The organism is Mycobacterium dioxanotrophicus (assembly GCF_002157835.1).
GTDB lineage: Bacteria > Actinomycetota > Actinomycetes > Mycobacteriales > Mycobacteriaceae > Mycobacterium > Mycobacterium dioxanotrophicus.
In genome coordinates, this window is record NZ_CP020809.1 from 5037787 (window position 1) to 5057565 (window position 19779).

At 65.7% G+C, this 19779-nt stretch carries 15 protein-coding genes, 1 tRNA gene and 1 pseudogene; 10 read left to right on the plus strand and 7 right to left on the minus strand.

The genetic code is table 11. The annotated features are described in order from the left end of the window. The first annotated feature begins 59 nt into the window (after positions 1-59). Positions 60-995: a LysR family transcriptional regulator gene (locus BTO20_RS24585; RefSeq protein ID WP_087078672.1), complete on the plus strand. Its 936-nt coding sequence runs from the start codon at positions 60-62 to the stop codon at positions 993-995. Positions 996-1019: 24 nt separating this feature from the next. Here the strand turns inward: BTO20_RS24585 and BTO20_RS24590 are convergent, their stop codons facing one another. After that, complete coding sequence (locus BTO20_RS24590) at positions 1020-2567, minus strand: HAL/PAL/TAL family ammonia-lyase (RefSeq protein WP_087078673.1); 1548 nt, start codon at positions 2565-2567, stop codon at positions 1020-1022. 284 nt (positions 2568-2851) lie between these two features. On the opposite strand from BTO20_RS24590, the gene BTO20_RS24595 reads away from it, so the two are divergent. Together BTO20_RS24595 and BTO20_RS24600 are read left to right on the plus strand one after the other, a co-directional pair. Then, on the plus strand, positions 2852-4009 hold the full coding sequence (locus tag BTO20_RS24595; protein WP_087078674.1) for an LLM class flavin-dependent oxidoreductase: 1158 nt from the start codon (positions 2852-2854) through the stop codon (positions 4007-4009). A 20-nt stretch (positions 4010-4029) separates the two neighbouring features. Then, positions 4030-5412: an NtaA/DmoA family FMN-dependent monooxygenase gene (locus BTO20_RS24600; protein WP_087078675.1), complete on the plus strand. Its 1383-nt coding sequence runs from the start codon at positions 4030-4032 to the stop codon at positions 5410-5412. Here BTO20_RS24600 and helR read toward each other — a convergent pair. Then, entirely contained in the window at positions 5409-7631 is a 2223-nt protein-coding gene (gene helR, locus BTO20_RS24605; RefSeq protein WP_087078676.1) for an RNA polymerase recycling motor ATPase HelR, read from the minus strand. The two genes, BTO20_RS24600 and helR, sit on opposite strands and share 4 nt — an antisense overlap. Positions 7632-8093: 462 nt before the next feature. Between helR and BTO20_RS24610 the strand changes: the two genes are divergently transcribed. Next, entirely contained in the window at positions 8094-8324 is a 231-nt protein-coding gene (locus tag BTO20_RS24610; protein WP_087078677.1) for a hypothetical protein, read from the plus strand. Positions 8325-8362: 38 nt separating this feature from the next. Here the strand turns inward: BTO20_RS24610 and BTO20_RS24615 are convergent, their stop codons facing one another. Beyond that, on the minus strand, positions 8363-9157 hold the full coding sequence (locus BTO20_RS24615) for a DNA polymerase beta superfamily protein (RefSeq protein WP_087078678.1): 795 nt from the start codon (positions 9155-9157) through the stop codon (positions 8363-8365). 187 nt (positions 9158-9344) lie between these two features. Here BTO20_RS24615 and BTO20_RS24620 point away from each other — a divergent pair, with 187 nt between their 5' ends. Beyond that, entirely contained in the window at positions 9345-9761 is a 417-nt protein-coding gene (locus tag BTO20_RS24620) for a hypothetical protein (protein ID WP_087082603.1), read from the plus strand. Between the two features lie 53 nt (positions 9762-9814). On the opposite strand, the pseudogene BTO20_RS24625 reads toward BTO20_RS24620, so the two are convergent. Then, positions 9815-10800: pseudogene (locus tag BTO20_RS24625) on the minus strand (IS481 family transposase). Between the two features lie 957 nt (positions 10801-11757). Here BTO20_RS24625 and BTO20_RS24635 point away from each other — a divergent pair. Together BTO20_RS24635 and BTO20_RS24640 are read left to right on the plus strand one after the other, a co-directional pair. Further along, positions 11758-12405, plus strand: coding sequence for an LGFP repeat-containing protein (locus tag BTO20_RS24635; protein ID WP_157680317.1), 648 nt, complete (start codon positions 11758-11760; stop codon positions 12403-12405). Next, on the plus strand, positions 12402-14633 hold the full coding sequence (locus tag BTO20_RS24640; protein WP_087078680.1) for a serine hydrolase: 2232 nt from the start codon (positions 12402-12404) through the stop codon (positions 14631-14633). Before BTO20_RS24635 ends, BTO20_RS24640 begins: the two co-directional genes overlap by 4 nt. 152 nt (positions 14634-14785) lie before the next feature. Here the strand turns inward: BTO20_RS24640 and BTO20_RS24645 are convergent. The 3 genes from BTO20_RS24645 to pgm all read right to left on the minus strand — a co-directional run bounded on the left by BTO20_RS24645 (position 14786) and on the right by pgm (position 17804). Continuing rightward, positions 14786-14858 (minus strand) — tRNA-Ala (locus BTO20_RS24645). Positions 14859-14913: 55 nt separating this feature from the next. Continuing rightward, the gene (locus tag BTO20_RS24650; RefSeq protein ID WP_087078681.1) at positions 14914-16173 is read right to left on the minus strand and encodes an MFS transporter; all 1260 of its coding nucleotides are present in this window, start codon (positions 16171-16173) and stop codon (positions 14914-14916) included. Further along, positions 16170-17804 (minus strand): phosphoglucomutase (alpha-D-glucose-1,6-bisphosphate-dependent), encoded by a 1635-nt coding sequence (gene pgm, locus BTO20_RS24655; RefSeq protein ID WP_087078682.1) that lies wholly within the window; start codon positions 17802-17804, stop codon positions 16170-16172. The genes BTO20_RS24650 and pgm overlap by 4 nt, the downstream gene beginning before the upstream one ends. Positions 17805-17875: 71 nt before the next feature. On the opposite strand from pgm, the gene crcB (BTO20_RS24660) reads away from it, so the two are divergent. From crcB (BTO20_RS24660) to BTO20_RS24670, 3 genes are read left to right on the plus strand one after another with little or no spacing between them, the layout of a single operon-like run. Next, the gene (gene crcB, locus BTO20_RS24660; protein ID WP_087082606.1) at positions 17876-18268 is read left to right on the plus strand and encodes a fluoride efflux transporter CrcB; all 393 of its coding nucleotides are present in this window, start codon (positions 17876-17878) and stop codon (positions 18266-18268) included. A gap of 31 nt (positions 18269-18299) precedes the next feature. Next, entirely contained in the window at positions 18300-18668 is a 369-nt protein-coding gene (gene crcB, locus BTO20_RS24665; protein ID WP_087078683.1) for a fluoride efflux transporter CrcB, read from the plus strand. Next, positions 18665-19744 carry a DUF190 domain-containing protein gene (locus BTO20_RS24670; RefSeq protein ID WP_087078684.1) on the plus strand — a complete coding sequence of 360 codons (1080 nt, stop codon included), beginning with the start codon at positions 18665-18667 and terminating at the stop codon, positions 19742-19744. The genes crcB (BTO20_RS24665) and BTO20_RS24670 overlap by 4 nt, the downstream gene beginning before the upstream one ends. The last annotated feature ends 35 nt before the right edge of the window (positions 19745-19779 follow it).

A 19779-nucleotide genomic window follows, 5' to 3' on the forward strand; every position in this document is an offset into this window, starting at 1 on the left:
ACATTAAGACAATTCATCTTCACACTGATATCCATTAGTGAATGTTCTAGATTGAGTGAATGAGCCGGGACATCAACACGATCGAGCTGCGCTATCTCACTGCGCTGATCGCAGTCAGCAAGGAAGAATCGTTCAGTCGCGCGGCCGAACGCCTCGGATACACGCAATCCGCAGTGAGCCAACAGATCAGCCGACTAGAACGGTCGATCGGCCACCAACTGGTGGAACGTCCCGGCGGTCCGCGCCCGGTTTCCCTCACGCCCGCCGGACAGATGCTGCTGCGTCACGCAGAGGCCGTCGTCGCGCGGCTGACCAGCGCGGCGGCCGATCTCGACGCGCTGGAGAACGGCACGACGGGCACGCTGCGCATCGGCTGTTTCCAGAGCGTCGGAGTTCGGATCCTGCCGCGCGTACTTCGCGAATTCACCGGTAGATATCCCGATGTGGACATTCAGCTCGTCGAAATGGAGGACGACGGCGCACTTTTGGCCCAGCTCGAACACGCCGAGTTGGACCTCACCTTCACCGTCGCACCGTTACCAGAGGGTCCATTTGATTCGGAGGAACTGCTCGAAGACCCCTATGTCGTGGTGGTTCGAACCGATTCCCCACTGGGAGAAGGACAATCGGTTATCTCGTTGAAAGCGCTGGTGGGGATACCGCTCATCACCTACGCGCACCTGCGCGAGGCCCATCTCATCGAGAACCGCCTCGGCCACCCGGCCCTGCGGGATCAGATCGTGTTCCGCTCCAACGACAATGGCACGATCCTGGGTCTCGCCGCCGAGGGGGTCGGCGCCGCCGTCCTGCCCTGGTTGTCGGTCGATCCTTATCGACACGGGATCAGGGTGCTCCATATTGCAGGCGTGAGCCGACGGATCATCGGAATCGCGTGGCACCGGGATCGCTACCAGATTCCGGCAGCCCACGCGTTCATCGATCTCGCGCACACCGTCGCACGCGAAGAAGCGGCAGCCATGCACCCCGCCGGCTGAGAGCCAAGGGACTACGTGGACGCGTCAGAACTCCAGACTGCCGACCACGCTCTCCACAGTTCGCGTGACGCCGCCATCGAACACGAGCCGCTGCAGTCGCTCGATGTCGTCGCCGAAGAATCGGTCGTCGGCCACCGTCGGGACTACAGCGCGGACCGCCCGATAGACGGCGTCCGACGCTTCGGATGCGCGGCCGGCGCCGAGAAGGTCATGGGCCTGCGCTGAGCACATCAGCTCGATCGCCAGCACGTACCGTAATTTGCCGGTCAATTCGTAGGCCTTGGTCACCGCGAGGTAGGCGTTGCTGACCGGATCCTCCTGATTGGCACACGTCGGCACCGAGTCCGCCGACGCCGGTACGCACGCTGCCTTCATCTCCATGTACAACGCTGCCGCGGTGTACTGCGGGATCATGTACCCGTTGTGCAGGCCGGGTTCAGGTGAAAGGAACGGCGGCAGTTCGCTGAAGGCGCTGTTGACCATCCGGTCGGTGCGCCGCTCAGAGATCTTGGCGAGCACGGTCATCGCGTTGACCATGAGATCGGCTTGGATGCCGACGAAGGTGCTGTCGAAGTTGGCGCCCATCAACGCCGTGCCGTCGTCCCCCTCGGGGAAGATGACGGGGTTGTCACCGACCGAACGCAGCTCATCCTCGATGACCTTCGACGCGTCCTTCAGCGCCCGTTTGGCTCCGCCGTGCATCTGCGGAATGGCCCGAAGGTTGTAGGTGTCCTGCACGCGGTAGTCGCGGAACTTCTCGATGATCTCGCTGCCGGCCAAGATCCGGCGCACATTCGACGCGACAGCCGACTGCTCGGGATGGCGCTTCATGGTGTGCAGCCTCGGGTCGAATGCGTTGATGGTGCCCCGCAGCGCTTCCAGACTCATCGCCGCCGCCACGTCGGCGACCTTCGCCGCTTCGATCGCGTCGTAGATCGCGAGGGCCGCGATTCCGTTCACGGAATGCGTGCCATTGGTCAGCGTCAGCCCTTCCTTGCAACCAAGAGTGACCGGCTCCAACCCGGCCCGGCTCAAAGCAGCTGCACCGCTGAGCAATTCGTCACCGACCCACGCGCGTCCCTCACCGATCAGCACGAGCGCCATGTGCGCCTCGGGGCTGAGGTAGCCGACCGAGCCCTCCCCTGGGACATAGGGAGTGACGTCGTTGTTGAGTAGGTCGCGGATCAGCGTCAGTACCTCCAGGCTGGTACCCGAGTAGCCCTGGCCGAGGCCCACGAGCTCCATCAGCTGGATGGCCCGGACCACTTCTGCGCGGAGCGGCTCGCCCACCGAGACAGCATGCGACAGCACGATGTTTCGCTGCAAAGCCTCAGCATCCTGCGGCGAGATGACCTTGGAGACGTTGTCACCGAATCCGGTGGTCACCCCGTAGATCAGTCGGTTCTCGGCAAGAAAGCGCTCAATCAACTTGCGCGAGCGCCGGACCCGGCCTACGTACGCCGGCGCGAACTCGACTCTGGCGCGATGGCGAGCCACTGCGACGAACTCTTCGATGGTGATGTCGCCGTCACCGAGGCTCACGACCTCGATGTCCTTGGCGCGCTGTGTCATCTGAACTCCTTCGGAAAACTACAGGAGTCATTACGTTATGCGCTGGAACCTCCCCTTTTAATAAGCATTCCTAATGGACCCTATAAGCGTGCGTTCGACAGCCCAGCGCGCCGGCGCGTCGCATGTGAACCTGGCAGGCTGATCGAGGACTTCGCATCACCGTGCGCCGATCTCTGGAGGCCAGGTCACGGCTGGTTGGACACTCGCGAGGGCCGAGGGCGGGGATGATCGATCTACCCGGCCGCGTTGCTGCCAGAGACCGCGACCGAAAGTGAGGACCTTCCGTGGCCGCACCCCACATCGCCGTCGCGCTCGACGGCACCGGGTGGCACCCGGCGTCGTGGCGCGAGCCCGACGCCCGCCCTACCGACCTGCTCACGGCGCAATACTGGACCGACCTGGTGACCGAAGCCGAGGCGGCCTTGCTGGATTTCGTCACCATCGAGGACTCGCTCGGGCTGCAGTCCGACCATCCGGGCCGTCCCGATGATCGCACCGACCGGGTTCGGGGCCGGCTCGACGCGGTGTTGATCGCGGCCCGGGTCGCACCGCGCACCAAGCACATCGGGCTGGTGCCCACCGTCATCACCACGCACACCGAACCGTTCCACGCGTCGAAGGCCATCGCCACCCTCGATTACGTGAGTTCCGGCAGGGCGGGCGTGCGGATTCAGGTGTCCCGACGCCGCGACATCGCCGCACACTTCGGGCGGCGCCAGCTGCCTGCGAGATCAGCCGGACTCGTCGACGAACTGTTCAGCGAGGCCGGCGATTACGTCGAGGTGCTGCGCAGGCTGTGGGACAGCTGGGAAGACGACGCCGAAATTCGCGATGCAGCGACCGGACGGTTCATCGACCGGAACAAGCTGCACTACATCGACTTCGCCGGCGCTCACTTCTCCGTGAAAGGCCCGTCCATCACACCCCGTCCGCCGCAAGGCCAGCCGATCGTTGCAGCGCTCGGCCACGTCGACCCTGCCTATGCGCTGATCGCGTCGAGCACCGACGTCGGGTTCGTCACCCCGCACAGTGCCGCCGAGGTCACCGAACTGGTCGCGGGTATCGCAGCACGACGGGCACGCGACGCCGCGCCAGTACGGGTGTTCGCCGACTTGGTGGTGTTCCTCGACGACACCGCCGACGCCGCGCGGTCGCGACGGGCTCGGCTCGATGATCTGGCCGGCGGTGAATACCTCAGCGATGCAGAGATCTTCACCGGAACTGCAACAGAACTGGCAGATCTGGTACAGGACTGGCACGCTGCGGGAGCAGCCGGTTTCCGCCTTCGTCCGGCCACCGTGCCGCACGATCTGCAACAGATCACCCACGCGCTGGTTCCCGAGCTGCAGCGGCGCGGGTTGTTCCGCGATCGCTATGAGGCTGCCACGCTACGCGGCCTGCTCGGCCTGCAGCGCCCCATCAATCGGTATGCGACCGTGTGAACTCTGGACAAGGACCCCGTATGAGCAAGCCCATCAAGCAGATTCATCTCGCCGCACACTTCCCGGGCGTGAACAACACCACGGTGTGGAGCGATCCCGCATCAGGAAGCCACATCGAATTCGATTCGTTCGTGCACTTCGCCCAGACCGCCGAGCGGGGCAAGTTCGACTTCCTGTTTCTCGCCGAGGGACTGCGGCTGCGCGAGCAGGGCGGCCAGATCTACGATCTCGACGTCGTCGGCCGTCCGGACACGTTCACGGTGCTGGCAGCCCTCGCGGCCGTCACCGACCGACTGGGCCTGACCGGAACCATCAACTCGACGTTCAACGAACCATACGAGGTGGCACGGCAATTCGCGTCACTGGACCAGCTTTCCGACGGACGCGCGGCATGGAACGTGGTGACGTCATGGGATGCCTTCACCGGAGAGAACTTCCGCCGTGGCGGCTTCCTGCCCGAAGATCAGCGCTATGAGCGAGCCGAGAGCTTCCTGCAGGCTGCGCACACGCTGTTCGACTCATGGCGCGGTGACGAGATCGTCGCAGACAAGGCGAACGGGGTGTTCCTGTCCGATCCGGCCGCCGGTGAATTCTCTTACCACGACCGTCATTTCGACATCAGCGGCCGGTTCAACGTGCCTCGCAGCCCACAGGGTAGGCCCGTCATCTTCCAGGCCGGCGACTCCGACCGTGGCCGCGAGTTCGCGGCAGCTGCAGCCGATGCCATCTTCTCCCGACACGGAACCCTGGAAGAGGGCCAGAGGTTTTTCGCCGACGTCAAAGGCCGCCTGGCCAAATACGGCCGCCGCCACGACGAACTGCTGATCCTGCCCGCCGCGACGTTCGTGCTGGCTGACACCGACGCCGAAGCCGCCGACCTCGCTCACGAAGTGCGGCTGGCCCAGGTGTCACCGCAGACCGCGATCAAATTCCTCGAACAACTGTGGAACCGCGACCTTTCCGACCACGATCCCGACGGTCCGCTGCCCACCGTCGACCCCGTCGTCGGCGAGAACACGATCGCCCGCGGCCGGGCCAGCGTCCGGATGCACCGCGACCCCATCGCCATCGCCAACGAGTGGCGAGCCAAGGCCGAGGCCGAAGGACTGAGCAGCCGCGAACTCATCATCGAGGTGACCGGCAGGCAGAACTTCATCGGGTCGGCCGCCACCATCGCCGAGTCCATCGATCACCTGGTCCAGGCCGACGCCAGTGACGGTTTCATTCTCGTGCCACACGTCACGCCGGGCGGCCTCGATCCGTTCGTCGACCGGGTGGTGCCGCTGCTGCAGGAACGCGGGGTGTTCCGCACCGATTACGGCGGTACGACGCTGCGCGACCATCTGGGCCTCGGCATCCCCGAGCCGTCCGGCGCGCAGCACCCGACCGCGGTCACCGGCTAGCGTTCGTCCAGCCCGGACAGTGCCGCCGGCAGCGGATCGCGGTGCAGCACACCGAGTCGCTGCGTGGCGCGGGTGAGGGCGACGTAGAGTTCGGCCGCACCACGCGGTCCGTCGGCCAGGATCTGCTGCGGCTCCACCACCAGCACCGCATCGAACTCGAGTCCCTTGGTGGCGGCCGGCGGCACGGTGCCCGGCATCCCCGGCGGCCCGATGACCACACTGGTGCCCTCGCGGCCGGCTTCCTCCTGAGCGAATTCCTCGATTGCAGTTGCCAATTCGTCGTCGGTGACCTTGCGGGCCCACGGCTTGACGCCGCACGCGCGTACCGACTCCGGTGGTTGGACGCCCGGGGCAAACTCAGCCAGCACCGCGGCCGCGACCTCCATGATCTCCGCGGGTGTGCGGTAGTTCACCGTCAGCGGCCGATATACCCACCGGCCAGCCCGGTTCGCACCCTTGGCTTCCGACGGCACATACGGTTCGAGCATCGACCCCCATGATGTCGCGCCTGCCGCCGACCTCCGCTGTGCGAGATCGCCCACGATCGTGAACGACCGCCGCGGGCAACGCCGCATCAACACGCGCCAGTCCATCTCGGACAGTTCCTGCGCCTCGTCGACCACCACATGCCCATAGGTCCAATCCCGGTCCGCGGCAGCACGTTCGGCGAGTTCACGGCCATCCTGCTCTTGGAACCGCTCCGCCAGTTGCTCGGCGTCGAGCAGATCTGCGGCCAGCAGGTGGTCCTCGTCATCCATCAGGTCCTCGCGGTCGACCATGAGATCGAGCACTCCGGCCGCGTAGGCGGCCTCCTCCTTGCGCTGCCGCTCGGCAGCCTCGTCGGCAGCCTTGTCACGGCCCAGCAGATCGACCAGTTCGTCGAGCAGTGGCACGTCCGACACCGTCCACGCTTCGCCCTCGGCACGGTACAGCGCGTCGTCCGCCCCTGCCGCGCTCAACCGCTCACGCGATGTGTACAGCTGCGCCAGAACATCTTCGGGGGTCAGGATGGGCCACAGCCTGTTGAGTGCGGCGGTGAACTGCTCGTGGTCCTCGAGTTCGTTCACCACGTCGGCACGCATCTGTGCCCACGCGTGCTTGTCGTCGCGCGTCAGCCAGCCCTTCCCGATGCGGGCGACGGCACGTTCGGTGAGCACATAGGTGACGACGTCGATGAACTCCGCACGAGCCTCGTTGTGCGGCAGGGCGGTCTTGCGGGCCTCTTCCCTGGCCCACTCCGCGGTCGCGGCATCGATCCGAACCGTGACATCCGAGAGGTCGATGGGAATCGGATCCTCCGGCAGCTCCTGACGATCCGCCACGGCTGCCGCCAAGACATCGAGCATCTTCAACGAGCCCTTGAACCGCGCGGCGTCTTCGGTGTCCTCGGCACTCACGCGCAGGCCGGGGACGAAATCACCGGTGGTCATGAACACTGCCTGGGACTCCCCCAGCGACGGCAGCACGCGCCCGATGTGATTGAGGAACTCCGAACTCGGACCCACCACGAGCACACCGTGGCGTTCCATCTGCTTGCGTTGGGTGTACAGCAGATAGGCGACCCGGTGCAGGGCCACCACCGTCTTGCCGGTGCCCGGGCCGCCCTCGATGACGAGCACCCCGGAGTGCTCGAACCGGATGATCTCATCCTGCTCGGCCTGGATCGTCGCGACGATGTCGCGCATGCCCTCCCCTCGTGGGGCGTTGACCGCCGCCAGCAGGGCGGCATCGCCCGGGCCGTCGAGTTCCTCGCCGAGCTCCGCGCCGGTGGGGCGGCCCAGGGTCTCGTCGGTGAAGTCGATCACCCGCCGGCCCCGGGTGTGGAACTGACGACGTCGCCGCATCCCCTCCGGGCTGGCCGCGGTCGCGACATAGAACGCCCGAGCCAGCGGCGCCCGCCAGTCGAGCAGCAACGGTTCGTAGTCGTTCTCGCTGTCCAGCAGGCCCAGGCGGCCGATGTACAGATGTTCGTCGTCGAGAGTCTCCAGCCGACCGAAGCACAGACCGTAGTCGGCGACATCCAACCGTTGCATCTCCCTGGCCATCGCACGCACCTCGGCGTCGCGTTCGACCAGCGTGCTGCCGTTCTGGGGGTCGACAGGGCTGCTCAGGGCGGCCTTGTAACGGCGGTTGGCCTCGGCCCGCTCACTGTCGAGGCGTGCGTACAGCCCGGCGACGTACTCCCGCTCGGACCGCAGTTCGTCTTCGTACTCTGACATACTCTCGCTTTTCGCTCTCACCTCGCGCGGCACACCGGTGCCGCATTCCCGCCGAGTTCTGGTTCAGGCCAGCGATTTTGCGCCATACCCCCGGCCTTGCCGCAAGCCCCCTCATACGCTATAAGCTGAGAGGGGAAGGGCGCGGACATTGGTCGCTCCGTATCTCTGACGTGATCGCCGCCTCACCGCTCGGTCGGCCCAACCATTCTACGGCCATTCCAGAGCCGGCTGTCACGCGCCGCCGAGTCGGCTTCGTTTCTCCCCAACGGAGAATGTTGCTGGCGCACAACGGTTTTCAGTTCCCCGCAGCCATGCCGCCGTCCGCATCAGCCCCACAGGTGGCTTCCTGCTAGCTGGAAGACCGGGTTGGGTGCCAGCGCTGACGACATCGGGGCACCTCGAGACGACTCTGATAGGTGCCGAGTTCGGCATCAGAACAACAGCAGAGATTGAGAGAAGACCATGCACGTCACCACTGCTCGTATCGTTCCGCTGGTCGCCATGGGCGTGGCCGCCGTCGCCATCGCCGCCGCGCCGATCGCCTCTGCCAGCACCCTGCCGACCGGCGCGTCAATCGACCAGAATCCGGGCAACGCCGAGATCACCGCCACGCCGGGCGACGCCGCCCAGGAAGCCGCTCAACTGCAGCAGCCCTTCGGCGGGGTGTACGGCGTCCTGCTCTTCCACCACTGACGTCCCGCATTCATTGTGACCGCGCATCCACGACATCGCTATAACCGCAGCGGGTTCCACCATCGCGTATAGACATCGACCAGCCAGTCGTTCAACTTTGGGTAGTCAGGCCGCTCGGGAAGATCAGCCGTATCGGTGAGCGTAGCGAGTTGCGACCGCAGATCGCCGATGGTGTCGATGACCGTCGGTTTGTCGACCTTGCCGATCCGTAGATCACGCAGCCAGGTCCGGGATGGCTCGGGCATCGGCAGCGTGATCTGACCGGTGCTGAGCATCTCGACGCCCTGCAAGCCGAGCCGTATCGCGTGATAGGCGAATTTGGTGTCGTACCCGTACACGTCGACCAGCTCCGGGCGATTGGTGCGCTGTGAGCGCAGGCCCAGCATCCGGTCGCGTTGGGCGTCGAGATAGCCGATGAACCGGCGACCGGCGTCGCGCGACAGGAACAGCTGCGGATTGTCCTGCAATTCCCTTCCCGGCCAATCAATCTCGACGATCTCCTGCGGAGGCACGAACAGTAGCAACAGCACAGTCGGGTTGCCACCGGCAGCCAGCCGAGCCCACTTGCGCAGGCTGTAAATCGTCAGATCGAGGTCGCCCGCACCCGAACGTGCACCTTCTGGCTGTGTCCGGTACTGATACTGCTCGAACCGTGCAAGCCCGATCACACAGTCCGGCGGTTCGATGCAGATCCCCATCTCGTCCCGGTCGTCCGTCCCCTCGACCGTCACACCGTGCAGTCCCGATCCGACCTGGGTCCTCAGCACCGTGTTGCGTTCGGCGATGTCACGGTGCCACGGCGTGTTGTGCGGGTTGATGTACGGCCCATCCATGCCCTTGAGCGTAACGACCGCGCGGAGTCGTCTCCCACCGGTTTTCGCGGGCCGCCGCTCTCACCTGGCGTGTGTTTGGCGGCCCGGTGTTCGGGTATGCGGCGTGAGTGGGGGTCAGGGATCGTCGCTGTGTGCCATCCGGCCGGGCGATCCCGTCATCAGAAGCACACGCAAGGAGTTCAAACGCATGACCTTGAAGAAAATCGCAGCGCGTGCAGTCACCACAAGCATGCTCGGTATGGCTGGATTGGGCATCGGCGCGGGCCTGGCCCATGCCGATCCGCATGTCCCGATGCCACCGACACCGCCGGTCCCGGCTCCCGGCATTCCCGGTCCGGGGGTAAACGCCGGCGTGCCGGGCAATCCGCTGCCGCCGGGACAGGATTATCTGCCGCCTCCTGGGCACGGCGGACCGATGCCGCAGGATCGCATTCCGTTCGCCTCGGCGCCGCCGTGGGTCGCGGTCCCGGCAATCCCGCCGATGGGCACCCCTCCGGCGCCGCCGGTTCCGGACTGGGCCATCGGTCTCCCGGTGGTTTGGGATCCCGATATCGGTGCCTGGGGCGTGTGGGATGCCCAGGCGAGCGCATTCATTCGGCTGTAGGACACCGGATGCGACTGCCACCCCGTCAGGCCTGGCGGGGTGGCAGTCGGTGTCTAGCTGTACTGACCTGAGAGGTTAGGTACGCGGCTGGCGGGTGGTTGGCCGCCGAGTGCGGTGTGGCCGCGGTGGTGATTGTAGGTGTGCAGCCAGCGGGGATATTCGGCGCAGCGTTCGGCGTCGCTGGTGTAGAGACGCGCGTAGGCCCACTCGTCAGCCAGAGTGCGGTGGAAACGCTCCACTTTGCCGTTAGTCTGCGGTCGATACGGCCGAGTGCGGCGATGCTCGATGCCGCCCAGTGCCTCGCCGAATGCGTGTGATCGGTAGCAGGAACCGTTGTCGGTCAATACTTTTCGTACGGTGATGCCGTGCCGGGTGAACCAGGCGTTGGCTCGCAGCCAGAAAGCGGCGGCGGTGTCCTTGCGCTCATCAGAGAGCAGCTCGGAGTAGGCCAAACGCGAATGCGCGTCGATCGCGCTGTGCAGGAAGTGATAGCCGCGCACTGGATTGTGGTGCTTGGTCTGCTGCCCGAACTCTTATCGGCTTGTTTGTTGCGTTTGCCGACTGACTTTCCCAGCATCCGCCAGCCGCCGCCGGCGGGATCTTGCCCAGTTTCTTGACGTCAACGTGGACCATGTCGCCGCAGGCAGCCGATTCCATCCGGCGGATGACCCGTCCCGTGGGCGGTCGAGCCAACGCAATTTGGCCAGGCCGTAACGAGTCAAGACCCGGTGCACCGTGGAAACGTTGAGTCCTAACAGGTATGCGATGCGTGCAGGTCCCAGCGACGCAGTACGCGAACTTTGATGATCCGCCGCTCGATACGAGTGGGCGTGCGGTTGGGGCTGTGGCGTGGGCGTGAGCTGCGGTCGACCATGCCGGCCTCACCCTGCTCGCGGTAGCGGCCTGCCCAGCGTGCCGCTGTGGTAACCGCGACCTGGAATCGCTCGGCCGCGCGGCGCAGCGACCAGCCGTCATCGACGACACAACGGGCCAAGCGCAGACGACCAGTTTCTGACAGCGGGGCATTACGGTGTGACACGAAGACCTCCGAGAGGGTTGGTGCGTTCCTAGACAGCTCGCACTTCACTCGGAGGTCTTCTTCATGTCACCACGCCACGCCGTACCTAACGTCCGTGGTCAGTACATCTAGCCCAGGACGCGACACCCGCCCCGACCGATGGTCAGGGCGGGTGTCCCGGTGCCGGCGCTAAGCGCAGACCTGCACGAAGCCGAGCGGTCCGGACACGCATGGCGGAGCCCAGCCGGCGTATGGAGGAGGGGGCGGCGGCCCCCAACCGGGTCCATCTCCCCAACCGGGACCACCACCCCAACCGCCGTGGTGCCACGGACCTTGCGACCACTGCACGCCGGGCGTGAGCGGTGCCGCGTTGGCCGTGGCAGAGCCAAGGCCGAGCGCGGATACGCCGAGAGCCCCCGCGACGGCCGCACCAACTGCAACTCTCTTCAGACTCTTCATGAGCACCCCTGTGAAACGCGAATCGAAACCACGGCTCCGGCCTCCCCGACACGGACCGAAGTCATTGCTGGGCGTGGAAAGCCGCCATGGCTTTCCATTTCGTCCCACGTTCGACGTTATCGAGCCAACCTATGTATAGGTTATCGATAGGTTATGAAGATCGATCGCGAATCCTGACCATCGTGATCACCTGCACCACAACAGGACTCATCAACGCACGAGGTTGCCAAGGCTCTGACCGCCCAGGACGCGATCGCCCATGCTGGCACCATCCGTGCCGCAGAGTTGAAAACACCTGAGAGACAAGGCTTGAGCAGCGAGCCTGAATGAGAATTCGGCGCCGCGTCGCCGGGGGCGGCAACGTGAGCGAAGAGGCACCTACGTCGGAACCGTCAGCCCAGACCCACCCCCTCGTGCGCGACGCAGCACACCAACAGATAAGCGAATTACCAAGCGCGCCAGTGATTCACAGTCGAAGCATCTGGTGACGCCAAGACTACTGCACTAAGGTGCCCGGCTGTGGGGTTAATCGACGACAAATATGCGATGCTCGGCGGCGACCACGGTTTCCTCGGACCGCCGAAAAGCCCGGGAGAAGACTTCGGCCGCGGTCGCCGGCGCAGGTACGCCTTCGGCGAGATTCGCCTCGACCTGACGATGCCAGACCCGAAAGAAGCATTCGAGGTGCACGGCGCCATCCTCGATCACCTTCGCGCTGTCGAGAGTCCGACAGATCCATGGTTTCCCACGTCCGACGAGTTGATGACCCGCGACGGCGCCGGGCGCATCTCCTACTTCGACGGGGCTGCCATCGTCTGGCGAAAAGATCTGGGCGCGTTCGCCGTTCAAGGAGCGATCTACAACAAGTGGGTCAGGATCGGCGGCGTCCGATCGGCGGTCGGATACCCCGTCTCCGACGAGCAGGCGTCGACCCCGCCGACACGTCGCAGCACGTTCGAGCACGGAGTGATCGATTGGCCCGGACATGACTGGCGAGCCTTCGCCGTACACGGCCCGATCTTGGCCGCGTGGCAGTCTCCGCAGGGCGCGTCGCTCGGCGGCGTGCTCAGCGACGAGACACCCGCCGCCGACGGCAGCCGCTTCAGCAGGTTCGAGCACGGGCTCATCCGTTGGACCAAGGCAACCGGGGCGGTGATCGTGCCATGACGGCCATCGACGACAAATTCGCAGCGCTGAAAGCGGCGGGTTTCGACCTCGGATCTCCGAAAGGACCGGAGACCTCCTGCCCCGACCGAACCGGGCGGTTCCGTCATTACGACCACGGCTCGATCTACTGGCATCCCAGCACAGGGGCCCACGAGGTGCACGGCGCCATCCACGCCAAGTGGTCCGCACTGGGCTGGGAGGAGAGCTGGCTCGGCTATCCGCGCACCGACGAAGGCCCGGCCGGTACTGATGGCCGAATCAGCCACTTCCAGCACGGAGACATCAAGTGGACATCCGCCACCGGAGCCGTGGACCAGTCATCGGTGACGTGGGAGGCCTATTGGAACCGGGACGCCACGTTCCACAAGAACAAGATCGCCGCCTTGCGCAAGGACCACCGGATGGTGTCGTTGGCAGTGCAACGGCTGTCCAACAACGTCGTGTACGCGGCCGTCTGGCTCAAGAGCAATGACATCGACCAGCACGAGATCCACGGCGTCGACGAGGCCGGGCTGGCGAGATTTCTGGACAATGAAGCCTCGCAAGGCCATTCGATCGAATTGATATCCGCGTCGGGCGACGGCAACGACCGTGTGTGGGCGGCGACCACGCGTCCAGGCGAGCCACCGCTGATGTGGTTTCCGAGGATGACCGACGGTGGCTCAACCGATCCGGGGTCGCTGCTGGCGATGAACAAGATCGCCCAACGCAATCAGGCGGTGCTGACCAGTCTGACCCTCTTCGAGAGCAACGGTGCGTCCTGGGCAGCCGGCGTCTACCGCCGAGATCCGGACACCATCCCGTGGTCGGTTTATGAGACCCACCCGATCGCGCCGGAGGTCGACATGGCCAAATTGCCGATCCAGCTCGCGCACGGCGGCCGCGTCGAACTCACGGCAGTGTCCGACGACCAGTGGGCCTCGCTGTACCGAGACGACGACATCGGCCCCGGCGCGTCGTTCAGCGGTCTCACGCCCGCCGAGATGGATGCCAAGGTCGAATCCCACCGCAAGCTCGGCTATCTGCCGCGTCATATCGATATGGGTGGTACCGACGATCATCGATTCTCGGTCATCTTCAAAAAGCGGATCGACCCGTTACCGCGTCGGCTCGTCATCACGGGCACTCCGGTACCCGAGCTCACCGTGCTCGACGAGGCGATGGTCGATTACCTCAAGCGGACCGGTATCCGGGCGGCCAACCTGGCTGTGGCTCAAGATCATCGGCTGATCTACGCACGCGCGTTCACCTGGAGTGCCCAAGGCTATCCCATCGCCCAACCGCAGACGAGCTTCCGGATCGGGAGTGAGAGCAAGGTCCTGACGGCGATCCTGATCCGTCAACTCATGGAGGACCCGAAGACCAAACCTCAATTCGGCGACAACAGCAAGATCGATCACTTGCTGGCGTTGAATCCCCCGCCGGGACTGACGAAGACCAAGGGATTCGAAGACATCACGGTCCTGGAACTCATCAAGCACAAGACGGCCGTCGCCAGAAACTTCGCGAGTTTCGACCCTGAGGTCGTCGCCGCATTCGGCAAGTCGCTGCCGGCCCGCAGCAAGTTGGACTTCGCCGCGTTCATGATGTGCCAGCCGTTCGATCCGCCGAAAGGTGACTACCGCAACACCAATTACCTGTTCCTCGGCGCTCTCGTCCAGAAGCTCACCGGCGGTATGTGGTTCGACGCGCTGAAGACCCGCGTCCTGGCGCCGTTGGGCCTCACGCTGCCGACACCGTCGGGATCGACGCTCGCACGCCGGCGGCCCCAGGAGGTTCTCAGCCACGACTGGAACATGGATCTGCCCGCCAGCCTGATGAGCGCCGACCAGCCGCTGGTGCGATCCGGCTATGGGAACGTCAATCTGGAGGAGGTCGGCGACGCCATCGGCGGGATGGCGTTCCCGTCATGCGACTTGGTGAAAGTGCTTGCGAGCTTTTCGAAAACCTCCAAGCACCGTCTCCTGAACAGTTACGGCCCGGCCGACATCATGTTCGCCGGTAACGCCACGGACGGCCGCGTCGAGTGGACGCACAACGGCGGCCTGAGCAATACCGACGCGCTGATGGCCATCCGCGACGACGGCATCAGCTGGGCCGTCACGTTCAATGCCGGCGCGCCGCAGCGCGAGATGCAGCCCGACTACGACGAGCTGATCGACGCCGTCATGGACACCCTGCCCACCCATGACCTGTTCCCGTCGGTGGGGCTCACACCGCTGGCATGACGGCGCCGAGACTGTACTGAGGGACAAGAAATGCGCCTCATTTGTCCCTGATGTGAATCTCGGTGATCAGGCCCGCCGGCTCGACACCGGAGGGCTCTCGCCAGCTAAACGAAAAACCCGCCCTGACCGAGGTCAGAGCGGGTTTTCAAACGTGGAGCTAAGGGGATTCGAACCCCTGACCCCCACACTGCCAGTGTGGTGCGCTACCAACTGCGCCATAGCCCCGTTTGTCGTGCTCCACGAAGTTACACCACGGCTACCCGCCATTCAAAATCGCTGGTCAAGGCACCTCGCCACCGGCCTCTGGCCCCAGGGCACGGGCCGGGGTGTGCTCGGTGGGCGGAATTTGGCGGGTTTCCGGGGCGAAGACCCAGCCTGTCGCCGCGAGCAGCAGGATCGCACCGCTGGCCACGAACGCCCAAGAGAAGGAGAAATGCTGGGCGATCATGCCCACCAGCAGGGAGCCACCGATGGAGCCGACGTCGGCCATCATCTGGAACGTGGCGACCGCGGTGCCGCCACGCGCCTTGCTGCCGATGATGTCGGCCACCGCGGCCTGCTGCGGTGCCGAGAAGATGCCCGTGGAGAACCCCGCGACGAACGCGCTGACGAGAAACAGCGTCAGCCCGTCGGTGAAGCCGACCAGCACGGTCGAAATCCCCGCCGCGGTCAGTCCGATGATGAGCAGCAGCCGCCGGCCCACCCGGTCGGACAGATGCCCGCTGGGGATGACCGCCGAGACGTTGCCGATCGCGAAGGTGGCCAGCGCCAGACCGGCGACGCCGGCTCCGCGGTGGAACACCTCGGTGATGAACAACGGCACCAGGGCGATGCGCAGGCCGAACGCCGACCATCCGGTGGCGAAATTGGACAGCAGCGCCGCGCGGTACGCCCGATTGCGCAGCGCGGTCCGCACACTGACCTTGGGGCCGTCGTCGGGCGCAGGGGCCGCGAGCGACGAGTGCCGCAGGCTGATGAACACCACGGCGGCTGCCACCAAGAGCGCGCCGCCGTAGATCAGGAACGGCACACTGAGCCCGAGCCCGGCGGTGAGGCTGCCGAGCACCGGCCCGCCGACCGAACCGACCAGGAACGCCGAGGAGAACATGCCGGCAACCCGGCCGCGGGCGTCTGGCGGGCTGATCCGGATCATCAGCCCCAGCGCCGAGACGAAGAACATGGTCGAGCCGATGCCGCCGAGCGACCGGAACAGCAGCAGCTGCCAGTAGGACTGGGCGAACGCGCAGGCGCCCGTGGACAACGCGACGATCAGCAGGCCGTTGACGTAGACCCGTCGCTCCCCCAGCCGCTGGATCAGCAGGCCGCTGGCCGGCGCGAAGGTCAGGCGCATGAGCGCGAACGCGGTGATGACGAAGGTCGCCGCGCTGATGCTTACGCCGAAGTGACGGGCGTAGGCAGGGAGCACCGGTGCCACCACGCCGTAACCGAGCGCAATCACGGCATTGGCGGCGATCAGAACCCAGACTTCACCCGGTAGCTTCGGTTTGGTCTGCGTACAGTCGCTCTGCGTGACACTCACCCGATAACTGTATTGACCAAGTCCTTGGCGGCCTGCTGGACCTCGGCAAGATGCTCCGGGCCCTTGAACGACTCGGCGTAGATCTTGTAGACGTCCTCGGTGCCCGACGGGCGCGCGGCAAACCAGGCGTTCTCCGTCGTCACCTTCAACCCGCCCAGCGGGGCCCCGTTGCCCGGCGCGGCGGTCAGCTTCGCGGTGATCTGCTCACCGGCCAGCTCCGTGGCGGTGACCTGCTCGGGCGAGAGCTTGGCCAGCCGCGCCTTCTGCTCGCGGTTGGCGGGCGCGTCGATGCGCGCGTAGGTCGGCGCCCCGTACCGCTCGGCCAGCTCCGCGTAGCGCTGCGACGGCGTCTTGCCCGTCACCGCCAGAATCTCCGAGGCCAGCAGGGCCAGGATGATGCCGTCCTTGTCGGTGGTCCACGTCGAACCGTCGGTGCGCAGGAACGACGCCCCGGCGCTTTCCTCACCACCGAACCCGATAGCCCCGGTGATCAGGCCGTCGACGAACCACTTGAAGCCGACCGGAACCTCCACGAGCTTGCGCTCGAGCCCGGCCACCACCCGGTCGATGATCGAGCTGCTCACCGCAGTCTTGCCCACAGCGGTGGCACCGGGCCAGTTGGGCCGGTGGGTGTAGAGGTAGTCGATGGCGACGGCGAGGTAGTGGTTCGGGTTGAGCAGCCCGCCGTCGGGGGTGACGACGCCGTGCCGGTCGGAGTCGGCGTCGTTGCCGGTGGCGATCTGATACTTGTCGCGGTTGGCGATGAGGGAGGCCATCGCGTTCGGCGAGCTGCAGTCCATCCGGATCTTGCCGTCGGTGTCCAGCGTCATGAACCGCCAGGTGGCATCCACCAGCGGGTTGACCACGGTCAGGTCGAGGTTGTGCCGCTCGGCGATCGCGCCCCAGTAGTCGACGCTGGCCCCGCCAAGCGGGTCGGCGCCGATGCGGATGCCCTCGGCCTTGATCGCGTGCAGGTCCACCACGTTGGGCAGGTCCGCGACATAGGCGTCGAGGTAGTCGTGGCGTTGCGCGGTCTGCAAGGCCCGGGTCAGCGGGATGCGCTTGACCGACTTGAGGCCTTCTCGCAGGATCTCGTTGGCGCGCTTGGCAATCACACTGGTGGCGTCGGTGTCGGCAGGCCCGCCGTTGGGCGGGTTGTATTTGAATCCGCCGTCGCGGGGCGGGTTGTGCGACGGGGTCACCACGATGCCGTCGGCCAGATCCGCATCACGGCCCCGGTTGAAGGTCAGGATGGCGTGGCTGACCGCCGGGGTCGGGGTGTACCGATCCGCCGAATCGATCATCGCCACAACATCATTGGCGGCCAGCACCTCCAGCGCCGAAGCCCACGCCGGCTCCGAGAGGGAGTGGGTGTCACGGCCGATGAACAGCGGCCCGGTGGTGCCCTGTGCGGCGCGGTATTCCACGATGGCCTGGGTGGTGGCCAGGATATGGCCTTCGTTGAACGCCGCATCCAGACTGGACCCGCGGTGTCCGGAGGTGCCGAACACCACCTGCTGCGCCACGTCCTCCGGATCGGGTTGCAACGTGTAATACGCCGTCACCACCTGCGCGACGTCGATGAGATCCTCGGGTTGTGCCGGTTGTCCGGCACGGGGGTTCGCAGCCATGGTTGACGATTCTGCTACCAGAAGCGCGTCGGTGTCTGCCGGTCGCCGAGTTGCCGCCATACTTTTACTTCATGTTCGGCCATGACCCTCGCGAGTTGGCCGCCGTGTTCATCGGCGGCGCGCTGGGCACGGTGGCCCGCGCCGTCTTGGCGATCGTGGCGGCTCCGGCGCCCGGCCACTGGCCGTGGCCGACCTTCGTCGTCAACATCGTCGGCGCCTTCATGTTGGGCTACTTCACCACCCGACTGCTGGAACGCCTGCCGGTATCGAGTTACCGGCGTCCGTTGCTGGGCACGGGCGTGTGCGGTGGATTGACCACGTTCTCGACCATGCAGGTGGAAACCGTTCGAATGCTGCAGGCCGGGCACTGGGGCCTGGCTGCTGGCTACACGGCGGCCAGCCTGGCCTTGGGGTTGCTTGCGGTGGGGCTGGCGACGGCGCTGGTTCGGCGGATTCGCGTGTGACCGGCAGCGGGGAGCCGAAGGCGCATCGCGCATGACGACGGTATTGGTCTGGACGGGGGTCGTGCTGCTCGGCGGACTCGGCGCGGTGTCGCGCTTTCTGGTCGACCGGGCGGTCTCGGCGCGACACACGCGAGGTTTCCCATTCGGCACGCTCGTGGTGAACCTCAGTGGCGCGTTGCTGTTGGGCTTTTTCGGCGGGCTGGCATTGAGTCCGCACGTCGCTCTGCTGGCCGGCACGGCGTACGTCGGGGCATACACCACGTTCTCCACCTGGATGCTGGAAACGCAGCGGCTGAGCGAAGAACGCCGCCTGTGGCCGGCGGCGGCCAATATCGTCGTCAGTGTCGTTCTCGGCCTGATGATGGCGGGACTGGGAATGTGGTTGGGGGCTCGGCTGTGACTGACCGGCACGCGACCGACTATCTGAAGCTCACCGCCTATTTCGCCGAGCGGATGCGCCACGGTCACCGCTTCGCCGCCGACGCCCTGTTCGACCTGTACGGCAGCAACGACGTCGCCACCAGTGTGATGATGCGCGGGATCGCCAGTTTCGGTCCGCACCACCACTTGCGCAGTGATCAGACGCTGAGCATGTCGGAGGACCCCCCGGTGGCGGTCGCGGCCGTGGATACCGCCGACAAGATCGCTGCGCTCGCCGAGGACACAGTCACGCTGACCACCCGCGGGCTCATCACGCTGGAACGCGCGCAACTGGTCAGGCGGGGCAGCCCGGCACCGACCATCCCCGAGACCGCCAAGTTGACCGTGTACGTCGGCCGGCACCACCGGGTGGGCGGCGCACCCGCCTACCGCGCGGTCTGCACCGCGCTGCACAGGCACGGTTTCGCCGGGGCCACAGTGCTTCTCGGGGTCGACGGGACCGCGCACGGCCAGCGTCGACGGGCACGCTTCTTCAGCAGCAACTCCGACGTACCGATCATGATCATCGCGATCGGCACGCGGGAACAGGTGGCGGCGGCACTCGGCGAACTCGACGACCTGCTGGACGAACCGCTGCTGACCGTGGAGCGGGCACAACTGTGCAAGAGCGGCGGCGAACTGCTGACCCGCCCACCGTCCTTGCCCGCGACCGATGCCGAGGGCAGGCCCCTGTGGCAGAAACTCATGATCCACACGTCCGAGGCCACGCTGCACGACGGTGTGCCGATCCACCGGGCCATCGTGCGCCAACTCCTGCAGTCCGGCACCAGCCGCGGTGCCACGGTGCTACGCGGCGTGTGGGGATACAGCGGCACCCGGGAACCGCATGGGGACAAGCTCTTCCAGATCGGCCGTCAGGTACCGGTGACGACGATCGTGATCGACACGTCCGACCGGATCGCCGCGGCCTTCGATACGGTGGACGAGCTGACCGACGGTCACGGTTTGATCAGTGCCGAGATGGTCCCCGCTGCCGTTGTGGTCGATGAGGGCGTACGGTACGGCAGCACCGATCTGGCTCGGCACCACTACTGAGCACAAGGGGTAAGCCTAGCCTTACCTTATCTGGG